Below are 26910 nucleotides of genomic sequence, written 5' to 3' on the forward strand. Positions count from 1 at the left end.
CAAAATATAAAAATATTTTAAAAGCTAAAATTTTCTGGGATTTAAAAAAAATAAATAACTATGATTTAGTATTTATTATCAATTATACGAAAATAATTCCTAAGGAAATTCTTAAAAAAAATAGATTTAATTTGGTTGTACATTCGAGCAATCTCCCTAGAGGAAAAGGTTTTGCACCTTTACAATGGCAAATTTTAGAAAATAAAAAAAAAATCGTGTTCACTATGATAAATATAAATGAAAAAATTGATCATGGTGATATTGTTTTACAATCTAATTTGTTATTGAATGGTCTCGAACTTTATGAAGAACTTAGAGTCCTCCAAGCTAATAAAATTTTAAAGATGATAAATCATATAATAAATATTTTTCCAAATATTAAGCTGAAAAAACAAAAAGGAAAAAGCACTTTCTACAAAAAAAGAAATAAACTTGATTCTAAGATGAATATAAATAAAAGTATTAAATCACAATTCAATAAATTAAGAATAGTAAATAATGAGCAATGGCCTGCTTTCTTTTATTATAAAAATAAAAAATTTATAATAAAGATATTTGATAATGATAAATAAAATTTTAACACTTAAAAAAAAACCAATCTTCATAGGAGAGGTTTCGTGCAATCATAACGGTAAAATAGAAAATGCAAAAAAAATAATTGATAGTGCCAAAAAATATGGTGTTGATTTAGTAAAATTTCAAACATACTCAGCTTCTTCACTAACTATAGATTCAAAAAAAAAAGATTTTTTAATAAAAAAAGGCATATGGAAGAGAAAAAAATTATGGGATCTTTACAGACAAGCCCAAACCCCATTTAGTTGGCAGAAAGAACTTTTTCAATATGCAAAAAAAAAGAAAATAAATTGTTTTAGCTCACCTTTTGATGTGAAGGCAGTAGATTTACTCGAAACTCTAAATTGTCCTATTTATAAAGTTGCTTCGTTTGAAATTAATCATTTCCCATTAATAAAAAGAATTGCAGAAACAAAAAAACCGATAATAATTTCAACAGGAACTTCTAATATAAAACAAATTGATTTAGCCTATAATTTTGCAAAAAAAAATGGATGTAAGAATATTATTCTTTTATATTGTGTAAGTAATTATCCATCAAAAATTACAGATTTCAATTTAAACAATATAAAATTAATGAAAAAAAGATATAATTGTAAAGTAGGTTTTTCTGATCACTCAATAGATAATAGAGTGGCATTCGCTGCTGTTTTATCTGGTGCAGATTATGTTGAAAAACACATTGCATTAGAGGGGCAAAATAAAGGTTTAGATATAAAATTCTCCATCAAAGGTAAAGAAATACTAAAATTTAGAGAAGAAATTGATGTAGCATGGAATTTAAGAGGTAAAGATTATTTTTTTAGAAATAGTTCTGAAAAAGTAAGTACTATTTTTAAAAGATCTATTTACCCAATTAAAACAATTAAAAAAGGTGAAAAATTTACAACTGAAAATGTATCAATAATTAGACCTGGCTTTAGTTTAGATCCAAGTTATTATTACAATCTATTAAAAAAAAGAGCTAAAAAAAATTTTGAACCTGGTCAAAGAATTTTACTAAAACAAATATAACTTATGAAAAAAAAAAAAAATTATCTAAAAATAATAAACCAGATAGAAAAAATAAGATCTAAAAATAATGTTAATTGGATGAATATTTTAAAGTTAGCATTTAAACTCGATCCAACAAATGCATCAAAAATCATGAAAAAAGTAAATTATGATGATAAAAAAATTTCAAAACTATTGAGTGAATTATCAAAATAATGAAAAAAGATTTAATTTGTGTTATTCCTGCAAGAGCAGGCAGTAAAAGAATTAAGAATAAAAATTTCAAATTATTTTGTAACAAGCCTATTATTTCTCAGGTTATTGGTAATTTAAAAAAATCTAATTTTTTTAGCGAAATTTTTGTATCTACAAATAGCAACCAAATATCTAAAATTTCAGATAAATTAGGTGTTAAAGTATTGAGAAGATCAGAAAAACTCTCAGACGATTACACGGACACAAAAACAGTAATTTGTGATGCTATTAAAAAAATTAAGAAACTTAATTATAGTTTCAATAAAGTATGTTGCATTTACCCAACATCAGTTTTTATAGAAATAGCAAAATTAAAAAAAGCAGAAAAAATTTTAAAAAAAAATGTACCATACGTTTTTTCAGCAAAAGAATATCTACACCCAATATATCGTTCATTTTATAGAGACAAGTATAACTATTTAAAAAAAAATTTCCCAAATTCTATGAACAAAAGAACACAGGATATAAAAAATGTATTTCATGATGCAGCACAATTTTACTTAGGGTGGAATGAATCTTGGGAAAATAAATTAGATATCTTTGATAAAAATTCAAAGTTTATAGCCTTTCCAAAGTTAAGTTCTTTGGATATAGACGACTATGAAGATTGGAAAATAGCTGAATTATTATGGAAAACAAAACAGAAAAAACGAATTAATATTTAATGTTAGGTGTCATCAATTATGGTTCAGGAAATTTTAGATCTGTAATAAATATTCTTAACTTCTTGAAAATTAATTTTAGAGAAATTAAAAGTGAAAAAGCTTTAAAAGACTTTAGTCATATTATTTTACCTGGAGTTGGATCATATAGATCTTTGCATCAAAGATTGATTGAATTAAACTTAGTGAATGAACTTAAGTATCAGGTTTTAGATAAAAAAAAATTTTTTTTAGGAATATGCGTGGGTATGCAAATTTTAAGCTCCTATGGAAATGAAGGAAAAGAGAGTGAGGGATTAAACATTATTGAGGGTTTGGTAGAAAAAATACCTGTAAAAAAAAGCCAATTACCAAATATAGGATGGCATAAAGTTGAATTAGTTAACAAGGAAAGTAAACTTTTCCAAAATATTTCAGAGGACGAAAGGTTTTTTTATTTTGTTCATAGCTATTATTTTAATCTTAAAGATAAAGGTCTTTGTTCTTCCAAAATAACTTATGATATAGAGGTCACCTCATCTATTGAAAAAGATAATATTTATGGAGTACAATTTCATCCTGAAAAAAGTCAATCTGCTGGGTGTAAACTTTTACAAAATTTTTACAAATTATGAATTCAAAAACAAAAAGATTAGTTGCAATAGTCTTGCTAAAAAGAGGAAATGTTGTTCAAAGTAAATATTTTAAACAGCATAAAGTAGTTGGTGATCCTTATATAATTATTGATAGATTAAATTCATGGAATGCAGATGAAGTCGTTTACTTGAATATTAGACCAAATGATATGAACGATACAAGATCAGATAAAAAAAATATCTATTATTCATCATTTGATAAGATAATTCTTGAAGTTGGCAAAAGAGCCTTTATGCCACTTACAGTTGGTGGTGGAATAAAATCATTAGAAGATATAGAAAAATATTTTGATATGGGTGCAGATAAAATTTCAATAAATTCTGAAATTTTTCATAATCCAAATTTAATTTCAGACGCTGTTAAAATTTATGGATCACAAGCTATCGTTGCAAGTATAGATTTTAAGTTAAATATAAGGTCTAATTCTTACGAAATTTTTGTTGATGGTGGAAAATCTTTGGTTTCAAATAATCTTATTGACTATATAAAGCGTATAGAAAATTTAGGTGCTGGAGAATTGTTGATTAATTCAATAGATCAAGACGGATCATTAAAAGGCTATGATTTTCAATTATTAAAAGCAATCAAGGAAAATACAAACCTACCTATAATATTTACAGGTGGTGCTGGATGTTGGGAAGATTTTTATAAAGGAATTAAACAAAACATTGACGCTGTAGCAGCAAGTAATATCTTTCACTTTTCTGAAAATAGCTATTTTGAAGCAATTAGTTTTTTAACAAATAAAGAATGCAATTTTAGACCTCCTATGTTATCAAAAATAACAAAATCTGAAGTTTAATGAATAATAATTGTAATTAATTAATGGTAAATTTTTGTAAGAGATGCGTCTATCCAATTCACGCAGTAAACATTGATATTGATGATGATGGTATATGTTCGGCGTGCAGAACCTTTGAAGAAATTACAAAGCTAGGAGATGAAAACTGGAAAATAAGAGAAAATAAATTTGTTCAGATATTAGAAGAATATAAAAAAATAACTGATGGTGATTATGACTGCATAATCCCTGTAGGTGGCGGTAAAGATAGTTATTACCAAGCTCATTATGTAAAATCACTAGGGTTTAAACCTTTATTAGTCACATATTATGGAAATAATTTTTTACCTGAAGGTGATGAAAATCTTCATAATATGTCAAAAAAACTAAATTTAGATCATTATATATTTAAGCCCTCTGAAGAACTATTAATAAAATTAAATCGAGCTGCATTTTACATGATGGGTGACATGAATTGGCACTGTCATGCTGGAATAAGAATAATTGCCCCAAAATCTGCTATCCAATTTAATGTGCCACTATTTATATATGGAGAAGTAAGTTGGGACATTTCTGGAATGTTTTCTATTAATGATTATGCTCAATTCAATAAAAGAACTGTTTTAGAGCATGATATGAGAGGGTACACGATTAATGATTTTGATAAAAAAGAAGGATTAAAAATTGAAGATCTTAAGTGGTATCAACTTCCGAGCGATGAACAATTTTTAAAACATAAATTAAAGGGAATATATCTTGGTAATTTTATTAAATGGGACCCTTATAAACAAACAGAAATAATGAAAAAACTTTATGATTGGAAAGAGTCAAGAGAAAGTTTTGAGAGAACATATAGAAAAATATCAAATCTTGATGATATGCATGAAAATGGTGCCCATGATTACTTAAAATTTATAAAATTTGGCTATGGCAGATGTAGTGATCATGCTTCAAAAGATATTAGAATGGGATATATGTCTAGAAAAAAAGCCATAGAGCTTGTAAAAAAATATGATCACGTAAAGCCAAAAAAAGACTTGAAGAGATGGCTTGAATATACCAATATTAAAGAAGTTGAATTTGATATTTTTGCTGACACATTAAGAGACAAAAGAGTTTGGAGTAAAAACCAAAATAATGAGTGGGTAAAAGATAATGTATGGCAAGAATCATAAGCACCAAATGAATATAGATAATAAATGATTGGTGGGGGGCATAAATAGATATGGCTAAACTAATTCTGATTGGTGGAGGCACACATCTAAATAGTTGTCTTGAAATAATAAGTGAAAATAAATCATTAAAAATAATAGGAATATTAGATAAAATAAAGAAGGATTATTTTTATAACACTAAATTAAAATTTATAGGAAAAGATAAAGATATTCTAAAATTTAATTTCAATCATGCATTTATATCCATAGGACTAATTAATAATTATAAAACAAGACTTAAGTTAATAAAATTTATGAATGATAAAAAAATAAAGTTTAAATCATTTATTGCAAAAAAAAGTATAATTTCTAATAATTTTATTATGGGAAATGGCTCCATCATCATGAAACAAGTAGTAATTAATAGAAACGTACAAATAGGAGATCACACCATAATTAATACTGGTGCTATAATTGAGCACGATGTTAAAATAGGTAATAATTGTCATATTTCGACAGGTGCAATAATCAATGGGGGAACGATAGTTGAAGATAATTCATTTATAGGAAGTGGTGCTATTATTGCTAATAATAGAAGAATAACAAAAAATTCTTTTATAAAAGCAGGTACTGTTTTTTAAAAGATAATTAATTTTCAAGATATTATTATAATCCAATAGATTAAGTTTAAGAATGGTGGACCTAAACAAAGATAGAGCTAATTACAAAAAAGAGATTTGAAAAAATAAAACTCAAATGTTGTTCAAAATTTGAACATAATGTATAATTAAAACAATAAAATGAGCACTAAAAATTTAGAAAAAAGATTTATTTCAAAAGAAAATAGATTCTCAATAAATAAAAAAGAGTTAAGTGAATTGAGGCAAAATTTTAGCAAGTCGGTTATTTTACTTACAGGTGCAACTGGATCAATTGGGGTCGAATTCGTAAAAAATTTAAAAAATTTTGATTTTAAAAAACTTTACTTGATTGACAAAGATGAAAATAGTTTAACAGAATTAAATAGGGAGTTAATTTTAATTTTTAAAAAAAAAAAAATTATTAATACCAATTACATATGTGCAGATATAAATCAAATAGATATAAATCTATTTATTAAAGAAAAAAAGATATCTCATTATTTAAATTTTGCTGCGATAAAACATGTTAGATCTGAAGATGAAATATTAAGTGCTAAATATTTATTTAATACAAATTCTAAAAATTTTTTAAAGATAAAGAAATTTAATAAGAGCAACCTTAAGCTGGTATTCTCAATTTCTTCTGATAAAGCAGTAGAACCATCAAGTTTTTTAGGTGCATCAAAAAAATTAATGGAAGATAGACTTTTTAAATTTAAGAGATTGAATAAAAAAATATTTGTTTCTACAACTAGATTTGCAAATGTAAGTTTTTCAAACGGTAGCATTCTAAAATATCTTTATGAGAGAATTCTTAACAAAAAAATATTTGGTGTACCAAAAAATGTAGAAAGATATTTTATCACACATGAAGAGGCAATTAGTTTATGCTTTAGAGCATTACTTAAGAATGCAAATAATAAAATTGTTGTCCCAAAGTTAGAGTTAGTAAAACCTTCAATAAAAATAGAAATTTTAACTTTAAAAATTTTAAAATATTTAGGATTTAAATATACCAATGATAAGAAAAAACATTTAAATAAAAAAAATTTTTATATAAATTTTTCAAAAAATAATTTTTCAGGACAAAAAAATTATGAAAAATTTTATGAAGAACAGGAAACATCTAAATTAATTTACAACAAAAACACGGTTCACATTATTCCTTCTCTCTTTAAATTCGATAATGAGGCTCTATTAAATAAAATAGACAAATTAAATAGTCTTCAAAAAATTAAAAATTTATTAAGTTTAAAAATTAAGACTTATAAACAAATTAAAGATTCAATTAAAATAAAAAATATATTATGAAAAATAAAGAAATTTATAAAAAATTATTAAATGCATTAAGAAAGGTTTATGTGAAAAAAAATAAAAAATATTTTATACATTCACCAATATTAACAAAAAAAGATAAACTTAGTTTAAATCATTGTATAAAAACGACTTACGTCTCTAGTGTAGGAAACTTAGTAAACAAATTTGAAAATAAAATAAAAAAATTTACTAAAGCAAAATATGTGGTCTGTCTAGTTAATGGAACTTCAGCTTTACATATCGCTCTCAAATTATTAAAAATAAAAAAAGATGAGGAAGTTTTATTACCTTCTTTTAATTTTGTAGCTAGCTCTAATGCATGTCTATATATTGGTGCGATTCCACATTATATAGACAGCAATCAAGAGTTAGGCATTGATTTAAAGAAATTAGAAAATTATTTAAGTGAAACTACAATATTGAAAAATAACAAATGTTTTAACAAAAAAACTGAAAGAAATATTACTGCTTGTATTCCTACTTACAGTTATGGTCACCCCTTTGATATAAAAGGATTAATCAAAATTTGTAAAAAATTTAAAATTAAAGTTATTGAAGACTCCTCTGAAGCACTAGGAACAAAAATTAATAATAAACATGCTGGAACATTTGGTGATTTGGGTATTTTAAGTTTTAATGGCAATAAAATAATTACTACAGGAGGGGGGGGGCTATAATTACAAATAATAAAAATTATGATAAAAAAGCAAGGCATATAAGCGCTACTTCTAAAATTTCCACTAAATTTAATACGATTCATAATGAATTAGGATACAATTATAGGATGCCAAATCTAAATGCAGCTTTGGGAATTTCTCAAATAGATAATTTAAATTTCATATTAAAAAAAAAGAATAAGTTACATATCGATCTTTTAAAAAATATAAAAAAAATTCAAAATTATTTTGATATTTTTTCAATACCAAAACTTGGTAAAAGTAATAATTGGATTCAACTATTAGTAATAAAAAAAGATATTAATATAAAAGAGTTATTAATTTTTTTGAATCAAAATAATATTGAAAGTAAAAAAGTCTGGGAAATTAATAGTAACTATAAATTTTTATCAAATTTTCCTAAAATGAAAAATATGAAATCAAAAGAATTTTCACAAAAAATAATATGTTTACCAAGTAACAATTTTTAATCATGAAAATAATTGCAGAAATTGGAGTAAATCACGATGGTAACATTTTAGAAGCAAAAAGATTAATTAAAATTTCAAAAGACTCTGGAGCTGACTATGTAAAGTTCCAAATGTATAAAACTGTCAATATTGTAATTAAAAAATCTAAATCAGCAAGTTATCAAAAAAAAGTTAATAAAAATCAATTTAAGCTTTTAAAAAAATATGAAATAACTTTAAAAAATTTTAAGAAATTAATCAATTATTGTAAAAAAATTAATATAAATTCACTTACAACTTGTTTTGATATAGAAACTTTTAATAATGTAAAAAAAATTTCAAAATCCAATATATACAAAATTGGATCAGGTGACTTAGATAATCTTCCATTAATTTATGAAATTGCAAAAAATAATAAAAAAATTATTTTATCAACTGGAATGTCTAGTTTCAAGGATATCGACTTAGCACTTAAAACAATTTATTTTGCACAAAAATATAAAAAAAAAAATCCTAATTTAGAAATGATAAATAGTATTAAATTAAATACAAAGAATAAAAAATTTTTATTAAATAAAGTAATCTTACTTCATTGTGTAAGCAACTACCCAACAAAACTTATTGATCTTAATTTAAAGATTATAACTGTATTGAAAGATAAATATCATTTACAAGTTGGTTTGTCAGATCATAGTAAAAGCTTAATTTCTCCATCAATTGCTTTCTTATTGGGCGCAGAATTTATTGAAAAACATTTGACAATTTCTAACACACAACCAGGGCCTGATCACTCATCATCCTTGAATAAAACAGATTTTAAAAAAATGGTAGAAAATTTAAAAGATACAATAAAAATGCTTGGAACTTCAAAAAAAAGTATTAATAAATTTGAAAAAAATATAGCTCAAATAGCAAAAAAGTCCTTGTATGCATCAAAAGAGATATACAAGGATGAAGTATATACTTTTAACAACTTAGCACTTAAAAGACCGCAATTAGGAAAAAAACCAAAATTATTCTGGAATTATCTTGGAAAGAAAGCAAAAAAGAGCTATAAAACTGACGAGATGATTTAATGTTCAAATATTGAACATATTATGATAGAGTAAACAATAAATTAAAATTATGTACCCAAATAAAGAATTTAAAAACTTTTTATCTTTTTTTAAAAATAGCCCTGGAAGGTTAGTAAAATATATTGAACTTTTAACTTTAAAAAATAAATCTAATACATTGGCAACAACTGATAGAAAATCATTGAATGAGGTGTGTATAGTAATTAATACAAAATGTAATCTTAAATGTGTTTGGTGTCATAGAGAAGAAAAACATATTCAAGATTCTGGTTATTTAGAGAGAAATGGAGACCTTGAAAAATTAAAAAAACTTTTACCTAAGTTAGATGGTTTTAATTGTGTTCATTGGGGAGGTTTAGCTGAACCACTATTAAATAAAGATATATTTGAACTTACTAAATTAGCAAGACAATATGTTCCTAGAGTTAAAGTTACTACAAATGGAACAACTTTGGTTCCAAAAGTTATTAAAAAAATTATTGAAAGTGGAATGACGGATATAGAAATTAGTCTTGATGGTTTTGATGGCGAAACAAATATGAAATATAGAGGATCAGATGAAAGCAAGGTAATCTCTTATTTAGAAAATCTTTCAAGTCAATCAGATATTCCACTTCAGATAAATTCGGTAATTACAGATGTAAACATACATTCGTTATGGGAGGCTATTGACAAACTAAAAAATGTGAAAACTTTGAAGTCAATACATACGATACCATTATTTGTTACTAAACATTTGACTAAGCTAGGTATAGGGCCAGCTGACCCAAAAGAACATAAAAAATTATTAGAGCATTGGAGAAAAAGAATAGATTTTTTTGGACTAGATATAAAACTTTCACCTGATATAGAAGATGTAACTTTAGATCCAATAGTATCAATGAAAAGAATGCATAATATATGTTATACTGTTTACGAACATCCTTTCATTAATTTAGATGGAAATATAAGTCCATGTGGAAGACTACAACATATTAGTCTTGATAATATCAACGACTTAGGTTTCGATGAAGCCTGGAATGGACCTAAAATTAGAAAATGGAGAGAAGAACAATTGCACGGTAACTTTGGAACATATTGTCAAAGAGAGTGTCATATGAAAAATACATGCCCATCTCGTCTTAATAATCTGAATCAATTTATGGGTAAATTTGATGATAAAATGGTTGTTATAGATAAATAAAAGACAACAAGTTGAAAAAAATAAATAAAATTTTGATTCAGTCAGCCTCTAGAGCAGAATTTTATATCCAAAAGAATTTAATTAATAAATTATCTAACCATTTTTCAATAACACTATTAATTCATGGAGATACAATTAAAAAAATTGACAAAAAAGAAATTTTAAAGAGTTTTGGAAAAAATATAAAAATTATCATTTCTAAAACAAATTATAGCCAATCTAATAATCCAACTTTTGTGTCAGCGAGTTTTACAAAACAAGTCTATTTTATTAGCAAGAATATTACAAAATTTAAACCAGATATTTCAATGATTTTTGGAGATCGAACAGATGCATTAGCTTTAGCGGTATCTTCCTTGATACACAAAGTGCCCGTAGTTCATTTGCATGGTGGAGAGGTTACACTGGGCTCAATAGATGAAAAAATTAGACATTCGATATCAAAAATTTCTGATATCCATTTTGTTTCACATAATAATTATAAAAAAAGATTAATTCAGTTAGGTGAAATAAATAAAAATATAAAAAATTTTGGTTCTTTAGAATTAGATCGAATAGATAAACAAAAGTTCAAAAGTAAAAGAGAGTTAAAAAAAAAATTAAAACTAAAGGATGAAAATTATGTATTAATTTCGATTAATTCTGAAATAAATTCTCAACAATCAAAAATGATCACAAAAAATATTCTTAAGGCTTTAGAATTTAATAAAGATTATGTAAAAATAATATCAATGCCAAATAGTGACCCATTTTCGGATGAAGTAAGTCAAGAAATTTTACACTACAAAAAAAAACCTAATTTTCAAATTTTTAATTCTTTGAATAGATATTATACAGATGTATTAAAAAATGCTAAATTTGTGATTGGTAATTCATCCTCAATAGTTTATGTAGCACCCTTTTTAGGTGTTCCATCAATTCTTGTAGGAGATAGACAAAAAGGACGAATTTTAAGCAAGTCTATAATTAAAACAGGTTATAATTTGAAACAAATTGTAAGTTCAATCAAGAAGATAAAAGGTAAAACTAATAGATGTAAAATTTATTTTAAAAAAGATACCATGGGCTTAATAACAAATTACTTAAAAAAAATAAATTTAGAGAATTTTAAATATAAAAGATTTATTGATTTAAAGATTTAATATGGAATCATTTTTTATTAAAAAAAATATTACAATTTATAGTGCATTAAAAAAACTTAAAGAAACTGGAAGTAAATGTTTGGTAGTAACAGATGGGAATCTTAAGCTTCTAGGAACACTTACTGATGGAGATATAAGAAAAGCTATAGTTGAAGGAAAGAATTTAGATTATAGAATCGATAAAATTTATAATAGAAAACCTAAATTTATAAATAAAAAAAAAATGTCAAATTTAATTATAAGAGACATTTTTTTAAAATTTAAACTTGATCTTATTCCAATTGTTGAAAATAAAAAAATTATAGATATTATGATTTGGTCAGATTTTTTTTCTGGCAAAAAAACATTAGAAACAAAGAAAATTTCCGTAGTAATCATGGCTGGTGGAAAAGGTAGTAGACTTCATCCATTTTCAAAAGTTTTGCCAAAGCCACTTGTTCCAGTTAATGAAATACCAATTATAGAAATAATATTAGAAAAATTCTTAAAATATAATATTCTAGATATATTTATATCTATTAACTATAAATCTAAAATTCTAATCTCATATTTAAAAACTACAAAGTTTTATAAAAGGATTCAATTTATTTCAGAAAAAAATCCAATGGGAACAATTGGATCATTAGCACTTTTAAAAAATAAAAAACTAAGTAAAAATTTTTTTGTAGCTAATTGCGATGTCGTAATTAATACAGATTATAAATCTATATTAGATTTTCATGAAAATAAAAAAAATGATATAACAATTGTATGTGCAATAAAAAAAATAAAAATACCTTATGGTACTTGTGAAATTAACAAAAATGGTACACTGATAAGAATGTTAGAAAAACCTGAAATTAAAAAATTCATAAATGTTGGTTTATACGTATTGAATAAATCAATTTTTAGTATTATTGGGAAAAATGACGGTATGAATTTTGATGAATTATTGAAAAAAGCAAAAAAAAATAGAAAAAAAATTGGAATTTTTCCAATAGAGGATAGTTCTTGGTTTGATTTTGGGCAATGGGATGAATACGAAAAATCTATAAATGAAATCAAAAAATAAATTTTTTGATTACCTGGTCTTTATACCAGCAAAAGGCACATCTTCAGGATTAAAAAATAAAAATTTAAAGAAAATTGGTAAATTAACTCTTTTAGAAAAAACAATTAAATTTGCAAAAAAAATTCCAGTTAATAAATTAGTTTTTGTTAGTACAGATAGTAAGAAGATTCAAAAAATTTCTAAAAAAAATAAAGCTAAATGTGATTTTTTAAGATCAAAAATTTTATCAAAAAAAGACTCTGATATTAAAGATGCATTAATAGAATTTTTTGACAAAATAGAAAAAGAGAAAAAACCTTATATTTTTAAAAAAATAATTATTTTAATGCCAACACAGCCATTTAGAAAAATGAATGACTTAATTAAAGGCACTAAACTCTTACAAAAAAAAATTAAATCTGTAGTTAGTGTTAAAAATTTAGAAAGAAGTGATAATTTTATTTGGAAATTGAAAAAAAATTTGATTAACTTAAAAAATGATTTAATTGGTGAAAATAGACAATTTATAAATAAGATAAATTATACACCATGTGGATCTTTTTATATATTATGGACAAAAGATTTAAAAAAAATGAATAGAATTTTTATAAAACCTGCAAAATATGTTGTTACAAAATTTCCATACAACTTGGATATTAATGAGGAAATTGATTTAAAAATTTCAAATAAAATTCTTGAAATTATTTGATATAAGTAGGAATATCATTTGTATCTAACCTACATATCTTAAAAGGATCTTTAATTTTATGATTTACTTTTGGTATTGTTGTGAGACCAAAACCACAGCCTTTGGACTTTAGATACTTTATAGTGAATGGATCGAAATCGCCATATGGGTAGCACATAGTCCAATTTTTAGTTTCAATATTAAAACTTTTTAAAAATTTAATTGTAGAATTTATTTCACGTTTTTTTTCTTTATTTGCAATACGACTAAACCATTTGTGCTTGTCTCCATGTCCACCAATGTACATGCCTGATCTTATTAATTTCTTTATATCTTTCTTATTTAGATAAATAAGTTTACAAAAATCTTTAATATTCATCTTAACAAATTTTTTGAACAATTTATCAATAATAAATTTTCTACGATTAAACGAGATTTCAATTTGTAATAATCTTTTAATAAAATTGATCTTAGGAGGATCAAATCTATTTTTTTTATAATATTGCTCCTTAAAATTATTTAATTTCATTTCATTAATTCCAACTTTTTTACAAAGTTTTTCAAACTCAATGAATAGTTCGTTAGTCTTTGATTTAGCAATTATATAATGAATTAGGTTTGCATCTAAAGCTTTACCTGTGTTTATCGGCATACTAGGTATGTAAAAACTACCTTTAAGTTTTCGTTTATTTAATTCAGGTAAAACATATTTGACATGATCTTTATAACCATCATCAAAAGAGAGAATACAGTATTTAGAAGAAAATTTATATCCTAAGTTATATTTATCCTTAAATTCTTGCATAGAAATTATCTTATAATTTTTGGATAAATAATTTAATTGATGTTTAAATTTATTAAATTCTAAACCTTTTATATTTTTAAATTTAGAAAATTTAATTTTACGAACATAATGATACATTACAAAAGTTACAGACATAATCTATTTTATAAAGTTGGGTCTTTCTTGATCACAATCGCCTTTGAATAAGTAAAATTTTGATGTTTTTTTTTTATTCATAATAGCAAAATTAATAGTAATGTTTTTTTTTGAAAATGGCTCAAAATAGTTTGGAACAATTGTATTATTATTAAACTCATTCTTCAAAAAATAAGTATTATTCTTTACATTTCCATAAAAATATAAATCAACAAATTCATAGTTGTTAGTTTCTATAAATTTTTTAAATGACACAGAACAATCAAATATTTTTTTTATATTTCCAAAAAAATCAACGATACGGAGGCATTTGCTACCTTTGTAATAACATTCTCTTGCAAAGTAATATCCTATAAGTTTATTTTTTTTTACAAATTCAAAAACTAAATATTTATAAAATGGGTTTTTAAAATATTTATTATTAAAATAATCTTCATTTTTTTCAAAAATTTTAACATAATTATGATAATCCTTTTTAAATTTTTTAAAATTAAAATTACTTACAATATTTAAACTTGAATCTTCTTTGTAAAATTTATTGTAATATTTTTTTCTAAATTTACCTATATTATAAACTTTGATTTTTTGATTTACGATATAATATTGTGTTAAACTACCAGTATAAAAACCTAAGTACTCATAAATTTTTTTTACATTCTCATTACAACCAACTGTCCCAATTTTTGAATATTTGTAATTTGCAATTGAATACATAAGTAATTTAATGCCCACACCTAATTCTGTTTTTTTGGCAATCCATGTTGTTAACCACACTGTATCAAATTTTTTTAATTCATATGAAAATTTACTATTTTTAACTATTCCTAAAAAACCTAAAATATTATTTTTTTTTTAAAAATTAGAAAATTATATTTTTTTTCTAATTTGTTATAGTGAAGCCAATTAAATATTTTATTATTTTTTGATAATATGTGGTTCTTTTGCCAATTTTTATCAATGAACTTTTGTATCAATTTAATATTCCCATTATCTTGTATAATCATTTTTTTAATTCAATAATTTCAATTATATAATTTAAAGGACTAATAAAAAAAACAATCCGGCTTTTAAATAATTTTGAATAATTTATTTTAGATATTTGCATAAATTCATTGCTTTTAAGCTCATCCATTGTTTTATCAAAATTTTTTGATGTATAGGCAATATGATTCAGAATGTTAGTTCCTCTTTTCAAATAACCACTTACTGGATTATTTTTTCCATATGGTTCAACCAATTCATAACAAATATTTTTTTCGTCAAAAAACAGTTTGGCTTTAATGCCCAATTTCTTATCTAGGATTAATTTGTTTGATTTACTTTTTGCAATAAAGTTGTTGAGATATTTTTCACTTTTTTTAATATTGTTAACAAATATTCCAATATGATTAAAAATAAGATTATTTTTTTTTTTAACACTTTTAATTATCTCATCTATATTCTTAAAATTATTAATTTCATTAATATTAAATTTAACTTTACATATTTTTTCAATTGAAAAAAGAATATTTAAATGGGTGAGAGAATCCCAATTTTTTATATTTGATAAACTAGCCTTTTTGTCAAACTTTTTACTTTTGATGTATTTTTTAATTATTTCAATAATTTTTTTTTCACTCATATAATTCTAAGTTAATTTTTTTAATTTTATTTGTTAAACACAGGTATGTGTCTATTTTATTTGACCCTCTTTTTTTAATCTTGTTAAAACCATGTTCTTCAAATAATTTCTTTGCAACGATGTTTTTTTCTGTATTAATGAATTCTCCGATTACATTATCATATTTATTTTTAGATGCATATTTTCTAATATAACTGAACATACATGACTCAAAATACCTTCCTATAACTCTGCAGCTCATCAAAAATGTATCTATGAATAAAGTTTTTTTACCATTTTTTTGTAAAATTATTAATCCCACATTACCATGATCACTATAAATATCTTTTAAGCTAATTAAAAAACAAAACTTGTTATCATCTTTAAATATTTTCTCCATCTCCGAAAGAGGATATCTTTTTGATCTTAGATTATATTGATTTGTTTTTAAAGTCATCTCAGATGCTCTATGTATATTTGTTTTATCTAATTTATGAATCTTTGCTTTTAATTTTATTGATTTTAAATATTGAATTTCATCTTTTGCAGTTTTTTTATCATCTATAAATTTTGCTCTAGCATGATAATTTTTTGTTTTGTCTTTTGAATTTTTTAAATTTGAAAGAAGTGAAAATTTTTTTAAAGAAGCTAATTGTTCAGACCAATAAACAATATCGTCATTTGGTTCTACCGTATGAACTTCTGGTAAAATTTTTCTAACAAGATTTCTTTCAACTGGATTATCATCCCAGAATACAAAACTATCCAATCCAAGATCTAATTCTTTTGAAATTTGTAAGATATTCTTTGCTTTAGATTCCCAATTAATTTTAAAATTAACAAAATGTTTCTTCTTTAATAATATAGAGGGATGATTTTTGAGAACATTAAACACATCTTTTTCGTTATTTTTACTCGAAATTGCAAGTAGCACTCCTTGATTATATAATTTAAGTATTTCTTTTTGAAAATCTAAGAAGATTTTTCCACTTTGTGTGTCTCCAATCTTTATGTTATTAATTCCATCTTCTCCTAGAACGCCTCCCCATAAAGTATTATCACAGTCTAAAATCAAAACTTTTGACCTTGGTTTTGTATATCTTACAAAAAAATCATCAATAAATTCTGATAAGATATCTATTCCAATTTGTGATAAATTTGATGAACTTAAATACTTATTTCTTAGGTCAAAAACATTTTCCATTCCTTTTAATTTAAAAATTTCATCCAAGTCAGCATAATTAAAATTATGATTATTATCTTTAATTTTTAAAAATTGATTTAAAAGTTTTTTTTTATTTTTTTCTTGATTAGTTGTATTATTGTTTACTTTAATTAAGTTTCCTTTTTTAAATGATGAAACCATAACTAATGTGCCTATACGTTTTTCTTTAGATCTACTTTTAAGTAATTTTAATATAGGCAAATATTCTTTAAAATTATTGTTATGAAAATCCTGTAAAAAAAGAGTTAAAACTACAAAATCATTTTTTTTTGTATCATGAAGAATTTTGTAATCACCAATATCACTAAAATTTTTTTTTATATCAATTTTATTCCACGATAAATTTCCTGGAAATAAAAAAGATGAACTAACTAGTGTGATAATCATTTATTAATAATGTTTTTTATATCTATTTTGTTAGAATTAGACAAATAGTTAATTATTTTTTCATAAAAAAATTTTTTTAATTCATTTTTATTTCTTAAAATTCTTATGCCACCATGTTTAGCTTCGAAAGATTTGTAATTTTCTACATGATATCTTAAATAATCATTCATATTTTCATAATAAATTGCACATTTCTTTCTTTTAAAGTGAGCTTTATAGGGCCCGGAAGTTAATATCCCAATTGTAGTTATTGAATATTGAATCAGTAAATCTGTATTTTCTTGTGAAATTATAATTTTTCTTTGAGGATATCTCATTTTTATTTCATTTATTTCAGAAATTTTTTCAGAAGGGTGTGGTTTAATTATAATTGAATGATTAGGATAAACATCAAAAATGATATCAAATAAGTTTTGATAAGTTATCAGTCTTTTATTTTTATGAAGTATGGGGTGTGACCTGTAGCTTAATATCAATATATATTTTTTAGGAAGTTTATTATAAAATTTTTTTTTTAATAATTTTTCTACTTCATAGGAGTTATTAAAATTATTAATTTGAACTATATTTCTAAATCCCATTTTAGAAAATATTTTAATATCACCACTGTTGTATAATAAAAACTTTTTGTTTTTATCTCTATTATAATTTCTAGTAGATGTTTTAATGTTTCTTACAAACCATGGGCTACTTGTATGTTTAAATAGAAAACCTTTGCAAAGAAAAAGTTTTATAAAAAAGCTTGTTAAAATATTTTGTAAAACGTACATATCCTCACTGTGAAAAATAAGTTTTGATAAAATACAAATCTTTATTAAATATATTAACTTTAAAAATTTATAATTTGAAGTATAAATATTACATGCACTTATTTTACATATTTCTTTAAATAAGCTATCTTTTTGCAATTTATTATAAATATTTTTATCTAAAATAAGAATATTTATTTTATTAAAATACTGTAAATTTTCTAAGATAATCGGAAAAACAAACTCACATTCACCAAATGAAGTTGAAATTATAAACCCTGCATTTTTTTTTTTCATAGATATAATTTATAAAAAAATATTATGTTCAAATTTTGAACATAATGATGTACATTAATATGTTAATGTTGAAGTGTTTCAAGTAAAAAATAATTTTTTTTGGACAGGTTTTAAAGGATGAATTCTATAAAGACTATAATAGATAATATTTTAACTAAGCTAAAATATGTTGGACTGTCTAATACTTTTAAATATTATTATTTTAGAATATGCAAAATAAAAAAGTTAATACAAATTAAAATTGATGAAAAAAGAATATTTATAAGAACCAACAGTCCTGATTTAAATGTTTCAATAGCTTCATTATACGAAGAATATAAAGATTTTAAAGGTCTAACAAAACAGTTATTAGAACCAAACTTAATAGTAGATGCGGGTGGTTATATTGGAACTTCTGCACTTAAATTCAGTGAAATGTATCCAAATGCTAAAATTGTAACATTGGAGCCATCAAGTGAAAATTATGAAATTTTATTACTAAACGTTAAAAATTATAAAAATATATATCCAATAAAATCGGCATTAGTTTCCTCAGCAAATGAAAAAATTGATATTCGTGATCGTTCTACTGGTCCATGGGGATATACTGTTGTTCGAAAGCCACTAGATAATAAAAACTCCAAAATAATTGAGAAAGTGAGCACAATTACACTTTCTGAAATAGTTAAAAAATTTAATATGAATATAAATGTTCTTAAGTTAGATATTGAGGGTGGTGAAAAAGATATATTTGATAACTGTCAAAAAGAAATTAAGGTAATTGAAACAATTATTGTGGAGTTGCATGATAGAATCATACCCGGATGTCGCTCTTCATTTGAAGATTCAAATAAAGACAAATATATTATTAAATTAGATGGTGAAAAATTTATTGCAACAAAATCAAATAATTAATAAAAAAAATAATGCTAAATATTTTTAAAAAAAAAAAAAAATACCAAAAATATTTTTTAAAAGATAATATAAAAAAAGAAATTTCTGATGGACTTGCTGAAGTAGGAGACTGGACTTATGGCAATCCAAACATTATGAGATGGGACTGGAAAGACAAACTTATTGTTGGAAAGTATTCGTCTATAGGACCGGGTGTAGAGATAATATTTGGGGGAAATCATAGGTCTGATTGGATTACAACCTCACCACTTCCAGCTGGCACTTTTCAATATTTTGAAAAATTTACTAATGCTAAGGATATAAAAGATTTTATTACATCTAAAGGTAATATTGTTATTGGTAATGATGTTTGGATAGGAGCTAAAGTTTTGATTCTGTCGGGATCAACTATAGGCGATGGAGCTGTTGTTGCAGCTGGATCTGTTATAGCTGGAAACGTTGAGCCTTACACAATTGTCTGTGGAAACCCCTTTAGAGCTATTAAAAAAAGGTTTAATGAAGATCAGATAAAAAAACTATTAAAGATTAAGTGGTGGGATTTTGATGATAACAAAGTAAATGCAATAGCCAAAACTTTATGCTCGGAAAATATAGATCAATTTTTTAAGTTGTTAGAGAATAAAAAAAATTATTGAGATTAAAATTGATTTTTTTTTGGCTTCATTATTATAAAAAAAATTATAAGTAATGAAAAAATAGAATTAATCCAATTATTAAAAAAATTTCCAGAGGTAGACAAGGGAAATAAATGAGTAAGGAGTGCGGAGTTAATTATCAATACAGGTATAAATTTATTTTTTTTATATTTTAATTCTAAATACGAAAATTTAAAAAAACTAAAGATTAAATATAAGTATAATATTGAAAATATAGCAAAACCAAAGAATCCTGTTTCAGCTAACAATTGGAGGTAGATATTATGTGGGTGTGTTGTGCAAGACAAATTTTGAGATCGATGTCTATTAATGTCATATTTTTTACACTCTTTTCTAAAAGTATTTGGTCCCGAGCCAGTTATTTTATTATCCTTATAAATACGGTAAGCAGTATTAAAGTGATCTTTATGATAATAATAGAATATTGATTGATTTTTTATTAGATATTTAAGTGGATAAAAAAAACGGTTTTTAATAATATTATTATTTTCAAAAATAATAAAGATTAGTGTTAATGATATTAGAGAAATAGTGATCAATCTCTTTAATCCAATAAAATTAATTAGAAACAAAGAACATAAACCAAGAAATAATAAATGTGTATAAATTGAAGCACGTTCTCCTGATATAAATATTGTTAATGTAGTTAGTACACTTAAAAAGATAAAAAAAATATTATAATTTTTATTTTTATTTTCAAAAAAATAAAAAAAAGTTGCTAATAAAATTGGATAGATTTTAGATAAAAAAGACCCTAAGATCATTTCATCTCCAAATACACCGCTGACTCTACTAGAAAAAATTCTTTTAAAACCTAAAGTATTATAATTAAAATAATATTGAACAAAAGCGTCTAAACATATTAATAAAAATAGCAATGATAGTATATTTCGAAATATAATTAAATCTTTTTTAAATTTATCAATTAAAAAAATTGAAAAAAAAATAAATAAAAAAAATCTCAAATTTAGAAAACTACTTTTAATAGAAAAAAGAATATATTCTGAAATTAAAGAACAAAAAATTGCTACAATATAGAAAATAAAAAAAATTATGATTAATGTATCAGATTTGTAATGTGATAATTTGATTTCTTTTATAAAAAAAAAAAACATTATTGAATACAAAACTACAACTGCATCTGGTAAAAAAGGACCAGTAACCAAAAAAAGTGGCATAAGAAAAAACAAATACAAGAATTTTTTTAGTGTCAATCTATAACTCATTTAATTTTTCTTAAAGAGTTGAGTTATCTTTTTGGAATTATTTGGATTAATAAAATACTTCATGTAAGTTTTGTTTAAATCTTTAATTATATTTTTTCTACGTAAAATTATATCATTAATAAGTAATTCGAATCCTTTTTCATTGCTAGATCCAAGAGTCAAATTTAAGTATCTTATTCTAAACATTTTAATTTTATTCTTAATAAATACGTCTTTTTTATCAAGGTTTTTTAAATTCTGTAAATTAAGAAGTTCAATGTTGGGAATACCAGCAGCATTCATATCATTTGCCAAATCAGAAAAAAATGAAATAGAAAAAAATGCATTTTTTGAGATTCCATAAGGGTGATTTTTGCTAATTATCCAATTTTTTTTATAAAATTTTTTTCCTAATATCTTAAAATAATATTCATTAATATTTTCTTTAGGGTGAGTTTTAATTACTAAATTATACCCCATTTTATCTATAACAATTTTCTTAATTTGTTTTATTAAAATTATTTTTTTTTTATCTGTAAAATATTTGCCATCTGTATGTCTTGAAATAAGAAAAATGTATTTTTTTCCATTAAAATATTTTTTTTCATATTTGTTACTAATTTTTTTTATCCAACTTTTTTCATGCTTAGGATTACCAAGCCTGATGTAGTTATTTTCATTTAATTTGAGCATTGTTTGAAAAAAATTAATTTCTTGTTTTGTTTTAGAAAATAGAACAATTTTAAATTTATCACCTAAATCATTCTGCTTATTAAACGAAAATTTTTTAGTATATGGAAAGCCTGAGCCATGGTTAATACTGATTTTATCAATATGTTTTGCACTTGTTGCAAATTCTTTCAAAGAATCTTTGGTTAGTTCTATTGCATCACAAAGGATGAATTTATAATTATTAAGAAAATTTTTATATTCAACTTTTTGTTTTTTTTTAAAGATATTATGTTTAAAGATGTAATTGTATATATTGAATTCTTTATTAAAAAATCTAACATTATTTCTATTTAAATTTTCTGATACTTTTTCCAAAAAACTTAGATTATTTTTTTTAAGGTTTTTGATTTGATAAATTTTTTCTTTTTTTGAAATAGAATAAAAGTTTTTAAAATTCTTTTTTAAAATTTCATAAAAAAATTTTTCTTTTGAAATATTTTCTAATATTCCTGGTTTGATAACAAAAAAATCTATTTCATATTTATTTGACAGTTTTTCAAGTATGGGAGCCCATGTATCCAGCAAACCTAGTCCTGGAGAACATAAAAATAGTATTTTTTGCATTATTGGTCTACTTATAGTTTTTTAAATCTATGATTTGATCACATTTTTTTAATACTTTATCATTATGCGAAACTATAATTATTGTAAAATTATTTTTAATAGAACAAATTTCATTTAGAATAGTATTTTCAGTAGTTTCATCAAGAGCATTTGTTGCTTCATCTAATATTAATAGTTGTGGTTGAAAATAAATTGCTCTAGCAATACATATCCTTTGTTTTTGACCACCTGAAATGTTTGTTGAATTTTCACTAATGATTGTATTTTCCTTATCCTGAAGACTGTTAACAAAGTCAGCAATATTAGCAATTTTTATAGCATTAATTAGTTTATTATGGTCAATTAAATTATCACTCACACCTACTGCAATATTTCTTTTAATAGAGTCATTTAATAAGAAAGTATCTTGATGAACAAGACCAATATTATGACAACTAATATTTTCTTGGTGTATTTTTTTTGAATCATTGTAAAAACCACCTTCAGTAAATTTAAGTTGACCAACTAAACAGTTCACAAGTGTACTTTTTCCAGATCCAGTTTCTCCTTTTATGCCAATTATTGAGTTTTTAGAAATTTTAATATTCAAATTTTTAAATAAGTATTTTTCATCATTATCAAACTTAAATGATGCATTCATTACTTCTAAATCGCGGTTTAAAGCTATTATATTTTTCTTGATAATTTTTTTTTTATTATATTTAAGGATATTTTCTAAAAAATATTCAGCTGATGATAGTGAAACCTTTATTCCTTGAATGGCAACTAAAATTCTGCTTATACTAGGTGCAATTCTTAATCCTGCAGCAGCAAAAGCAGAGAATACTAAAATAACCTCATTAGAACTTCTATTTTCTGCTAAATTGACTATTAAAAGAATTAATAAAACTGAAACAATTACTAGGTCAATAAAATATCTTGGTATGCCACTAATAAATGCAATAAATTTTAACCTAGTTGCTAAATAGCTTTCATTTTTAATAAAATTTTTAAGAAAAAAATTTTTAATTTCAAAGTGTTTAATTAACTTGAAACCAAAAAATACTTGTTGCGAAATGAAAAGTTTTTTTTCTTCAATATTTCTGATTTCTTGCCCAACATTATAAATATTTTTTCGCGTATAGTTTATATATATTAAAATAAATGGGACAGAGGTTACTAATAGTATTAAAAATGTTATGGGGTCTATAAAAAAAATTAGTACAGAGAGAATTAGGATAACCAGCAATTCATTTACCAAATAAAGTGTATGATATAAAAAACTATTAATTCTTACAATATCCGTAGTAATATTTCTTATATAAGTGGCAGTTTTGTCTTGAATAAAATTTCCATAATCAAGATTAACATATTTCACTAACAGTTTAGATGAAAAATAATATCCAATTTTACTGGTAAATTTTGTATGATAATTGAGTATTAAAATTAATATCAAAGTTTTAATTAAATAAACAATAAAAATAAAAAAGATTATAAAATAAGGGTCAACATTTTTAAAACTTGATAAAAAACTTAAAGTGTTGTTGTGCTCATTTAAGGCAAATGAAACACCACCTATCACAGCCGAAATAGAAAACAATTCAGTAAAACTTGCTACAATTATTAAAATAAGTGAAATATTAAGTTTACGTTGTAATTTTAAACTTAAATTTTTTTTTATATTAAAAAATGTATGAAAAATTTTCATTTTGTTAAATAGATTTTATACATACCACTAACATGTTTCTCAAACTTAAGAGAACTTAAAAATTTTTTATTTTTTTCTATACTTTTATATAAGTATTTAATTTCATTTTTATGTAATTTTGACCATTTTGCCTTTCCTAGCTTTGAAGACACCAAATGGAAGTCAAACTTATTTTTTATAAAAGGAATATATTTAAGTAACACTCCTAAAAAAAAACCTATCTTTCTTTTAATAATATATTCCATCAAATTAAGAATACTAAAAAAATTAAAAGGATCTTGAATATAGCCATCATCTAAAAATTTTTTATTTATTGTATTAAAAATTATATTTGACGAATTTGAGTTTTTTTTGAAAAATAAAACTTTATTTAAAAGATTGGTATTATTTTTTTTTTTATTTATTTTAATTTTTTTTAATAGATTTTCATAACTATAAAAAGTTTCAGAGAGTTTTAAAGGTATATCACTAAGCACTTCTAAAAATTTTTTATAATCTTTATTGAAAAGAGTTAAAGTTTTTTTTTTATTAAACGCAGATTGAACTGAAACTGTACTATTAAAATGAATAAGGATATCTGAATTTAGGATCTGATCATTTAAATCAGATTTATTATCAATATAGCATTTCTTTGAAATTAAATTTTTCCATGTTTCTGGATTTTCCATTGGATGTGGTCTAATACAAATATCGAATTTATTTGTAGATACCAGTCTTTCAAATATTTTTTGATAATCAGCCAGAGCTTTTTTTTGCACTTCATATTCTAATTTAAGTGTTTTTAGATTTTTTTTGGATAAATTTTCTCCAAAAGCAGATATTGATAATCTTAAATAACTGCTTTCATCTTTTAATTTTACACCGATTGGATTAGCCAATGGAAAACTTGTAATAAACAAAATTTTTTTTTTTTTATTTTTTTTATGAAAAAATTTTTTTTGCCAAACATCTATAATAGGTGACCCTGTAACAAAGTATTTGTTTTGAAATTTAGGGAATATTCTTTTCACATTTATAAAGTGATTTTTCCCCCAAAAAAAAATTAAATCACTTAGCTTTAAACCAGTTTCACTGTATCTTTGTAAAACACCATATTTACCATTGCTTGGCACTAATCCCTCAATATCCAATGAAGATATAAAATGGTTATTTTTTTTCAGCTTTTTTAAGATATTATTTTCACCAGGCACAATACTTTTTAACAGCCATACGGACCTTGAAAAATTTTTTATAAATGGAAATACTTGCTGTTTTTGACCAATATAAACTACCCAATTTTCCTTTAAAAAGTTAATTGATAAATTTATAACAGATAATAATTCTCTTTTTTTAATTTCTAATGGAATAATTAATTTTTTAGACATTTTTTATATAAAATAGTACAGTTTGTTCAAAATTTGAACATATATTTTTAACATATTTAATATCATGAATAACGACGAACTTAGCATTTTAAGAAAAATAGAAAAAGAGAAACAAATTAACCAGCGTAAAATTGCAAGTGAATTAGGCATAAGCTTGGGTAAAGTAAACTATTGTTTAAAAGAACTGAAAAAAAGAGGGTTCATTAAAATTAACAATTTTTCTCAAAGTAAAAAAAAATTAAACTATATATATTTGGTTACTCCAAAAGGCATAACCGCCAAAACAAAGGCAGTTCTAAATTTTATGAAAATAAAAATGAGAGAATATGAGGAATTAAAAAAAGACCTATGAAAAAAATTTTAATAACCGGGTGTGCTGGATTTATAGGATATCACTTAACAGAAAAACTAATAAAAGATAAAAAATATCGTATTTACGGAATCGATTCCTTGAATAACTATTACGACATTAGTTTAAAAAAAAAACGATTAGCTAATTTAACAAAATTCTCAACTTCTAAATTCAATTTTTATAAAATAGACCTGAAGCAATTTAAAAAGATTGAAGCCTTATTTAAAAAGCATAAGTTTGATTATGTGATTCATTTAGCTGCTCAGGCTGGTGTGAGATACTCAATAACAAATCCAGACACGTATATTAGCAATAATTTATTTGGATTTTATAATTTAATGAAATTATCTGCTATATATAAGATAAAACATTTTATGTTTGCATCATCTAGTTCAGTCTATGGAAATGTTAAAAAATTTCCAGTTAATGAGAGTGACAACACTGACAGACCACTATCCTTATATGCAGCAACCAAAAAAAGTAATGAAGTAATGGCATATTCATTTTCTAATATTTATAAAACTCCATGCACTGCCTTAAGGTTTTTTACTGTCTATGGACCATATGGTAGACCTGATATGGCTTTGTTTAAATTTTCTGAGAAGATTTTAAATGATAAAAAAATTGATTTATACAATAATGGAAACCACGAAAGAGATTTTACATATATTGATGATGCAATCAAAATGGTTTTAAAGGTAATAAAAAAAATTCCTAAAAAGAAAAGTTTTTTTCAGGTTTTCAATATTGCCACAGGAAAACCAAAAAAATTATTTCAATATCTTAAAATTATAGAAAAGAACTTAAAAAAGAAAGCAAAGATTAATTATTTACCATTACAAAAAGGTGATGTTATAAAAACTCATTCAAAGGTCAAGATTGATATAAGATTAAAGAATACCACTTCAATCGAAAAAGGTATAAAGATATTTATCAGTTGGTATTTGTCATATTTAAAATAAAAATAAAAAGGAAAAATGCATAAAAATATAAGACTA

Annotated in this window: 27 protein-coding genes and 1 pseudogene (1 of these 28 only partly in view); 19 read left to right on the forward strand and 9 right to left on the reverse strand. The window is 23.4% G+C overall.

Features of this window, described 5'->3' with window-relative positions; genetic code table 11:
• The 15 genes and pseudogenes from ABXT47_RS00615 to ABXT47_RS00685 form a co-directional block, all read left to right on the forward strand.
• Nucleotides 1-572: the 3' portion of a formyltransferase family protein gene (locus tag ABXT47_RS00615; RefSeq protein ID WP_415308622.1), read on the forward strand. The gene continues 70 nt to the left of window position 1, outside the view; only the last 572 of its 642 coding nucleotides appear in the window; its start codon lies off the left edge, out of view; its stop codon occupies nucleotides 570-572.
• A complete protein-coding gene (gene pseI, locus ABXT47_RS00620; protein WP_415308624.1) occupies nucleotides 562-1590 on the forward strand; it encodes a pseudaminic acid synthase in 1029 nt (342 codons plus the stop codon). The genes ABXT47_RS00615 and pseI overlap by 11 nt, the downstream gene beginning before the upstream one ends.
• A gap of 3 nt (nucleotides 1591-1593) precedes the next feature.
• Complete coding sequence (locus ABXT47_RS00625; RefSeq protein ID WP_415308626.1) at nucleotides 1594-1785, forward strand: hypothetical protein; 192 nt, start codon at nucleotides 1594-1596, stop codon at nucleotides 1783-1785.
• The gene (gene pseF / locus ABXT47_RS00630; protein ID WP_415308628.1) at nucleotides 1785-2489 is read left to right on the forward strand and encodes a pseudaminic acid cytidylyltransferase; all 705 of its coding nucleotides are present in this window, start codon (nucleotides 1785-1787) and stop codon (nucleotides 2487-2489) included. The genes ABXT47_RS00625 and pseF overlap by 1 nt, the downstream gene beginning before the upstream one ends.
• Nucleotides 2489-3100: an imidazole glycerol phosphate synthase subunit HisH gene (gene hisH, locus ABXT47_RS00635; protein ID WP_415308630.1), complete on the forward strand. Its 612-nt coding sequence runs from the start codon at nucleotides 2489-2491 to the stop codon at nucleotides 3098-3100. The genes pseF and hisH overlap by 1 nt, the downstream gene beginning before the upstream one ends.
• The gene (gene hisF / locus ABXT47_RS00640; RefSeq protein WP_415308632.1) at nucleotides 3097-3924 is read left to right on the forward strand and encodes an imidazole glycerol phosphate synthase subunit HisF; all 828 of its coding nucleotides are present in this window, start codon (nucleotides 3097-3099) and stop codon (nucleotides 3922-3924) included. The genes hisH and hisF overlap by 4 nt, the downstream gene beginning before the upstream one ends.
• Nucleotides 3925-3947: 23 nt before the next feature.
• Nucleotides 3948-5078, forward strand: coding sequence for an N-acetyl sugar amidotransferase (locus tag ABXT47_RS00645; RefSeq protein ID WP_415308634.1), 1131 nt, complete (start codon nucleotides 3948-3950; stop codon nucleotides 5076-5078).
• Nucleotides 5079-5128: 50 nt separating this feature from the next.
• Nucleotides 5129-5698, forward strand: coding sequence for an acetyltransferase (locus tag ABXT47_RS00650; protein WP_415308636.1), 570 nt, complete (start codon nucleotides 5129-5131; stop codon nucleotides 5696-5698).
• A 159-nt stretch (nucleotides 5699-5857) separates the two neighbouring features.
• Entirely contained in the window at nucleotides 5858-7009 is a 1152-nt protein-coding gene (locus ABXT47_RS00655) for a polysaccharide biosynthesis protein (protein ID WP_415308637.1), read from the forward strand.
• Nucleotides 7006-8162, forward strand: a pseudogene (locus ABXT47_RS00660) (aminotransferase class I/II-fold pyridoxal phosphate-dependent enzyme). The gene ABXT47_RS00655 and the pseudogene ABXT47_RS00660 overlap by 4 nt, the downstream one beginning before the upstream one ends.
• A gap of 2 nt (nucleotides 8163-8164) precedes the next feature.
• Nucleotides 8165-9217, forward strand: coding sequence for an N-acetylneuraminate synthase family protein (locus tag ABXT47_RS00665; RefSeq protein WP_415308639.1), 1053 nt, complete (start codon nucleotides 8165-8167; stop codon nucleotides 9215-9217).
• Nucleotides 9218-9266: 49 nt separating this feature from the next.
• Nucleotides 9267-10400 (forward strand): radical SAM protein, encoded by a 1134-nt coding sequence (locus tag ABXT47_RS00670; RefSeq protein ID WP_415308641.1) that lies wholly within the window; start codon nucleotides 9267-9269, stop codon nucleotides 10398-10400.
• 11 nt (nucleotides 10401-10411) lie between these two features.
• Nucleotides 10412-11542, forward strand: a complete 1131-nt coding sequence (gene neuC, locus ABXT47_RS00675; RefSeq protein WP_415308643.1) for a UDP-N-acetylglucosamine 2-epimerase — start codon at nucleotides 10412-10414, stop codon at nucleotides 11540-11542.
• 1 nt (nucleotide 11543) lies between these two features.
• Nucleotides 11544-12593 carry a sugar phosphate nucleotidyltransferase gene (locus ABXT47_RS00680; RefSeq protein WP_415308645.1) on the forward strand — a complete coding sequence of 350 codons (1050 nt, stop codon included), beginning with the start codon at nucleotides 11544-11546 and terminating at the stop codon, nucleotides 12591-12593.
• Nucleotides 12577-13281 carry a cytidylyltransferase domain-containing protein gene (locus ABXT47_RS00685; protein WP_415308647.1) on the forward strand — a complete coding sequence of 235 codons (705 nt, stop codon included), beginning with the start codon at nucleotides 12577-12579 and terminating at the stop codon, nucleotides 13279-13281. The genes ABXT47_RS00680 and ABXT47_RS00685 overlap by 17 nt, the downstream gene beginning before the upstream one ends.
• Here ABXT47_RS00685 and ABXT47_RS00690 read toward each other — a convergent pair.
• The 5 genes from ABXT47_RS00690 to ABXT47_RS00710 form a co-directional block, all read right to left on the reverse strand.
• Complete coding sequence (locus ABXT47_RS00690) at nucleotides 13274-14200, reverse strand: polysaccharide deacetylase family protein (RefSeq protein WP_415308649.1); 927 nt, start codon at nucleotides 14198-14200, stop codon at nucleotides 13274-13276. The two genes, ABXT47_RS00685 and ABXT47_RS00690, sit on opposite strands and share 8 nt — an antisense overlap.
• Nucleotides 14201-14203: 3 nt before the next feature.
• Nucleotides 14204-14974, reverse strand: coding sequence for a hypothetical protein (locus ABXT47_RS00695; protein WP_415308651.1), 771 nt, complete (start codon nucleotides 14972-14974; stop codon nucleotides 14204-14206).
• 226 nt (nucleotides 14975-15200) lie between these two features.
• A complete protein-coding gene (locus ABXT47_RS00700) occupies nucleotides 15201-15821 on the reverse strand; it encodes a VOC family protein (protein WP_415308653.1) in 621 nt (206 codons plus the stop codon).
• Nucleotides 15814-17412, reverse strand: coding sequence for an HAD-IIIC family phosphatase (locus tag ABXT47_RS00705; RefSeq protein WP_415308654.1), 1599 nt, complete (start codon nucleotides 17410-17412; stop codon nucleotides 15814-15816). Before ABXT47_RS00705 ends, ABXT47_RS00700 begins: the two co-directional genes overlap by 8 nt.
• Nucleotides 17409-18458 carry a hypothetical protein gene (locus ABXT47_RS00710; RefSeq protein WP_415308655.1) on the reverse strand — a complete coding sequence of 350 codons (1050 nt, stop codon included), beginning with the start codon at nucleotides 18456-18458 and terminating at the stop codon, nucleotides 17409-17411. The genes ABXT47_RS00705 and ABXT47_RS00710 overlap by 4 nt, the downstream gene beginning before the upstream one ends.
• A 117-nt stretch (nucleotides 18459-18575) precedes the next feature.
• Between ABXT47_RS00710 and ABXT47_RS00715 the strand changes: the two genes are divergently transcribed.
• Together ABXT47_RS00715 and ABXT47_RS00720 are read left to right on the forward strand one after the other, a co-directional pair.
• Nucleotides 18576-19352 carry an FkbM family methyltransferase gene (locus ABXT47_RS00715; protein WP_415308657.1) on the forward strand — a complete coding sequence of 259 codons (777 nt, stop codon included), beginning with the start codon at nucleotides 18576-18578 and terminating at the stop codon, nucleotides 19350-19352.
• Nucleotides 19353-19363: 11 nt separating this feature from the next.
• Complete coding sequence (locus tag ABXT47_RS00720; RefSeq protein WP_415308658.1) at nucleotides 19364-19987, forward strand: CatB-related O-acetyltransferase; 624 nt, start codon at nucleotides 19364-19366, stop codon at nucleotides 19985-19987.
• A gap of 2 nt (nucleotides 19988-19989) precedes the next feature.
• Here the strand turns inward: ABXT47_RS00720 and ABXT47_RS00725 are convergent, their stop codons facing one another.
• The 4 genes from ABXT47_RS00725 to ABXT47_RS00740 are packed head-to-tail and all read right to left on the reverse strand — an operon-like array spanning nucleotide 19990 to nucleotide 25560.
• A complete protein-coding gene (locus tag ABXT47_RS00725; RefSeq protein WP_415308660.1) occupies nucleotides 19990-21234 on the reverse strand; it encodes an O-antigen ligase family protein in 1245 nt (414 codons plus the stop codon).
• Entirely contained in the window at nucleotides 21235-22509 is a 1275-nt protein-coding gene (locus ABXT47_RS00730; protein WP_415308662.1) for a hypothetical protein, read from the reverse strand.
• Between the two features lie 7 nt (nucleotides 22510-22516).
• Nucleotides 22517-24196 (reverse strand): ATP-binding cassette domain-containing protein, encoded by a 1680-nt coding sequence (locus ABXT47_RS00735; protein WP_415308664.1) that lies wholly within the window; start codon nucleotides 24194-24196, stop codon nucleotides 22517-22519.
• On the reverse strand, nucleotides 24193-25560 hold the full coding sequence (locus ABXT47_RS00740; RefSeq protein WP_415308666.1) for a surface carbohydrate biosynthesis protein: 1368 nt from the start codon (nucleotides 25558-25560) through the stop codon (nucleotides 24193-24195). The genes ABXT47_RS00735 and ABXT47_RS00740 overlap by 4 nt, the downstream gene beginning before the upstream one ends.
• 64 nt (nucleotides 25561-25624) lie before the next feature.
• Here ABXT47_RS00740 and ABXT47_RS00745 point away from each other — a divergent pair, with 64 nt between their 5' ends.
• Both ABXT47_RS00745 and ABXT47_RS00750 read left to right on the forward strand, forming a co-directional pair.
• Nucleotides 25625-25912, forward strand: a complete 288-nt coding sequence (locus tag ABXT47_RS00745) for a MarR family EPS-associated transcriptional regulator (protein ID WP_415308667.1) — start codon at nucleotides 25625-25627, stop codon at nucleotides 25910-25912.
• Nucleotides 25909-26874, forward strand: a complete 966-nt coding sequence (locus ABXT47_RS00750) for an NAD-dependent epimerase/dehydratase family protein (RefSeq protein WP_415308669.1) — start codon at nucleotides 25909-25911, stop codon at nucleotides 26872-26874. The genes ABXT47_RS00745 and ABXT47_RS00750 overlap by 4 nt, the downstream gene beginning before the upstream one ends.
• The last annotated feature ends 36 nt before the right edge of the window (nucleotides 26875-26910 follow it).

The sequence above is a fragment of the Candidatus Pelagibacter sp. Uisw_099_02 genome, from assembly GCF_047727625.1.
Classification (GTDB): domain Bacteria; phylum Pseudomonadota; class Alphaproteobacteria; order Pelagibacterales; family Pelagibacteraceae; genus Pelagibacter.